We start from the raw sequence: 3253 nt of genomic DNA, 5'->3' as shown, positions 1-3253 counted from the left end.
GCGTTGGCTCCACAGGTACCCTGATCTTCAGGTTAACTTGATGTGGGATGAAGCGAGAGAACTCAACACATTTAACGCCCAACCCAACGCCCCAACAGCTCCTTGAACGCGCGCCCGCTGTCCCTCAGCGCTGCCGCATCCGGCACGTACCGCAGCAGGTTCATGGGCATCTCGATCACCTCGAAATCCGTCGGTGCCGGCACCACGCGCAGGCCCGCTCGCTCGAATCGCGCGCGGGCGCGGGACATGTGCAGGGCCGAGGTTACCAGCATGCACGCCTCGATCCCATCGGCCTGCAACAGCGCAGCCGTGGCCGATGCGTTGCTCACGGTTTTGGTGCTGAGCCCCTCTAAACGAATCGCCCGGTCGGGGACACCCAAATCCAGCAGGAATCCGCGCATCGCCTCCGCTTCGGAGCCATCTCCACTGGGAACCTGGCCACCCGAAAACAGTCACCTGCCGCCATCTGCACATGCAAACACTGCGATGGCAATGATCGCCCGAATTCTGGCCGCCAGTGATCAGGCACCAGCTGTGGCTCGCCGCCGGTCACTTGCCAGCTGAGAGTCTGGCCATCCGGCAGGCGCAGCTCACCACCGTTGCCCTGGATCGATGCCTTGACCTCTGGATGCAAATGAAAGCGCGCGCTCGCCGAGCGATAGCGACCGTCGATGCGGTCGGTCACCAGCAGGCTTTCGTCGCTCAGCGTCCACGCTCGGCGATGCACCGGCTTGCCCGGCAGGCGGCGGTAGCCGTCATGCGCTGATGAGGCCGCGAGATGCGGGGTCAGAGATAACCCGGTCCGTAGCGGGTTTGCATCGGCAGCAGAAACCAACGGATCTCGCGGCTGACGCTTCTCCGCTTCAGTAGGTTGGATTGACTGCGCTGACACATCAAACGGTCGCGCGCGACGAGCGACGCGAAAACCGCCCCAAACCTCGCTGGAGTCGGCACTGTCGATCTGCACCGTGCTGTGGGCCGCAGTGCCGCGCTCCGCCAGTCGCTCGGGGCCGCTACCGTAGCGCGAGGTGCCGCCGTTGACGATCACCCGCTGGCCGAATAGCGAGAATTCGAATGAGAGCGTGTCGGCATGAGCATGACCCGGCAAGTAGTCTGGGCCGATCGGCGCGCAGTCCAGCAGCGCCACTGCTTGGCCAGCTTCGAGGCGGAGGTAGCCGCTGTCGCGCAGCCAGATTAGCGTTGGCGTGGATCGCGGCGGACCATCCTTGACTTGGTTTTGGGGTTCGCCGGCGTTGCCACGACCGCGCAGCGACTCAGCGTAGTGCGCCAACTGACGCTGCGTCGACGCAATTCCGAAAGCGGCGTCATTGAAGAAGCTGATCTCGCCGTCGGGATGTGTCATGGCCGCGAGCCAGTGTTGCATGGCAGTGGCCTTTGATTCACACAGTTTCAGCAGTCCGGCATCAAGTGTTCCAGGATACAGCTGACCCAGTCGCAGGAGATCCAGCACATCCTCCAGTAGGATGGCGTGATACATCGGGCTACGCTCGAAGTGTCCGCCGTCGGGCAGGATTTGTTCTTGCAGCTCACGCCTGAGCAGCCGTTGGCCTTGGCGCAACCAGCGCTCGGCTTCTGGGCCAACGAAGAAGGCCCCGGCGAAGACCAGGGCCTTGGTGTTAGCGAACAGATGATTGCCGAGCAGGTGGTGCTCTAGGCGTCTTCGAAGCCAATCGGCTTGAGTAGCTAGGCTTTGAGTGATTGCGGCATGCTCGATGAGATCCTGAGCGCCTGCAGTGCGCGGATGATGGGCGCGACCTTCATGAAGTTGGGGCGAGCGCCCGCGATGATGTCGATCAGCATCGTTATCCCTCAGTTCCTGTTCCCGTCAGGCCCCATCGGCCGATTCATCATCAACGATCTGCCTGATGCGCAAGGGCTGGCTCTCCAATTCTGTTTCATCGAATCGGCACACCACAGAGAGACTCGACTCATCGTCAATCTGGTATGGAGACAGCACAGCAACAATAGCGATGCGCGCGTTTTGTTCGGTGGAGGCCAACTCGTAAGACTCAGATAAGTCATCTGTCTTCAGCAGACAGTGATCCCCTTGCATAATGCGAAAGTCAACAGAACCACAGGCCTGAGCCTGCGGCAGCCTCAAGGTCGCCACCACGCACAACTTTGGCAACACCGCCGGCAGGTGCCTGACCAAAAGATCCCCCGAGTAAACACCAATCAGACTCTGCTTGTTTCCGATCTCCTGGCGAACATCGTCACAGAAAACGACCTCAAGCTGCGGTCCGCTCATGACGGCATCTCGCCGTTTGCCGCGATTGCTCGATCAATCGTACTGACATCCACCGCAAGCGCATCCGCAAGCTTCCGCACAGTGGACAGCCGCGGATCATCCAATCCCGACTCGATACGCGACAGGCGCGATTGTGAGGTTCCTAGACGTTCGGCTAGCGCCCGTTGAGAGAATCCACGACTCATGCGCAAGGCCGCCAAGGAGGCGTCGGGATGCACCGTCTTTGCTAAGCGCTGGCGAGCCTTGGCCAGTGCCTCGGCACGTTTGGGATTGCGTTCCAACTCCGCCTCCCGTTCCTCGATCGACCTGAAGGCGGGAGGCTGCGGCGGATGGACGATCGCCGCCTCCAAGCGCACCACATCCCCACCCGACGTCGTGGCTGAATCTTCACTCGTGATCCAGCGAATCAGATCAGGCCGGGATTCCCAGTGCTTGGTAAGCCTGGACGATTCGTTGGGTGAAAGCATGGTTTGGCTCATAGTCGAAGTCCCTCGGCACGATGCCCAAGATGTAGTAGCGTCGCTGAATGCCGTGAAAGGCGTAGATGATCCGGTGTGAGGCAGCGCTGCCCGGAACATCGAACAACTTCAGCCGCCAGAGGCCGAAGCGTTTCCACAGAGCGGCCCAACGCTGTACTTCAAAATCCATGCCCGGTTCGTAGCTGCGATAGCGATGTTCGAGCAGGCGGTCCAGCACCGCATGGGACGACGCCGCCTCCTGCAGGAAGACATCGATGGTGGCGGCCCCGTCTTCGTCGACCTCATACAGCCTGTCGAGATCCCTTTCCGCATCCTCATGGATGCTCATGCTGTAGCTGCCGGCAGGAGAGTATTTCATACCGTTCTCGGTATCGCCAAGTCCAATTTCAAGCTGCTTGTCGCACGGCCTGGGCTACGACTGCGCCACCTCAATCGTCACCCGACTCACCTCCAAAATCTCCTCCAGCGGAATCGGTGCCGGGCCGCCCGCGCGCAGCGCGTGCAT

Annotated in this window: 5 protein-coding genes; all 5 read right to left on the bottom strand. The window is 61.0% G+C overall.

Features of this window, described 5'->3' with window-relative positions; translation table 11 throughout:
- Window positions 1–71 precede the first annotated feature (71 nt).
- The 5 genes from VBE63_RS26475 to VBE63_RS26455 all read right to left on the bottom strand — a co-directional run bounded on the left by VBE63_RS26475 (window position 72) and on the right by VBE63_RS26455 (window position 3106).
- The gene (locus VBE63_RS26475) at window positions 72–401 is read right to left on the bottom strand and encodes a YdcF family protein (protein WP_323685990.1); all 330 of its coding nucleotides are present in this window, start codon (window positions 399–401) and stop codon (window positions 72–74) included.
- On the bottom strand, window positions 350–1663 hold the full coding sequence (locus VBE63_RS26470) for an alginate lyase family protein (RefSeq protein ID WP_323685991.1): 1314 nt from the start codon (window positions 1661–1663) through the stop codon (window positions 350–352). The genes VBE63_RS26475 and VBE63_RS26470 overlap by 52 nt, the downstream gene beginning before the upstream one ends.
- Window positions 1664–1846: 183 nt before the next feature.
- On the bottom strand, window positions 1847–2269 hold the full coding sequence (locus tag VBE63_RS26465; protein ID WP_323685989.1) for a DUF6941 family protein: 423 nt from the start codon (window positions 2267–2269) through the stop codon (window positions 1847–1849).
- Window positions 2266–2736, bottom strand: coding sequence for a helix-turn-helix domain-containing protein (locus VBE63_RS26460; RefSeq protein WP_323685988.1), 471 nt, complete (start codon window positions 2734–2736; stop codon window positions 2266–2268). The genes VBE63_RS26465 and VBE63_RS26460 overlap by 4 nt, the downstream gene beginning before the upstream one ends.
- Window positions 2681–3106, bottom strand: a complete 426-nt coding sequence (locus VBE63_RS26455) for a hypothetical protein (protein WP_323685987.1) — start codon at window positions 3104–3106, stop codon at window positions 2681–2683. The genes VBE63_RS26460 and VBE63_RS26455 overlap by 56 nt, the downstream gene beginning before the upstream one ends.
- Window positions 3107–3253 lie beyond the last annotated feature (147 nt).

The organism is Lamprobacter sp. (assembly GCF_034860625.1).
Taxonomy (GTDB): domain Bacteria; phylum Pseudomonadota; class Gammaproteobacteria; order Chromatiales; family Chromatiaceae; genus Lamprobacter.
The sequence above is the reverse complement of the archived record's forward strand: the minus strand, read 5'-3'. Positions and strand labels throughout refer to the sequence as shown.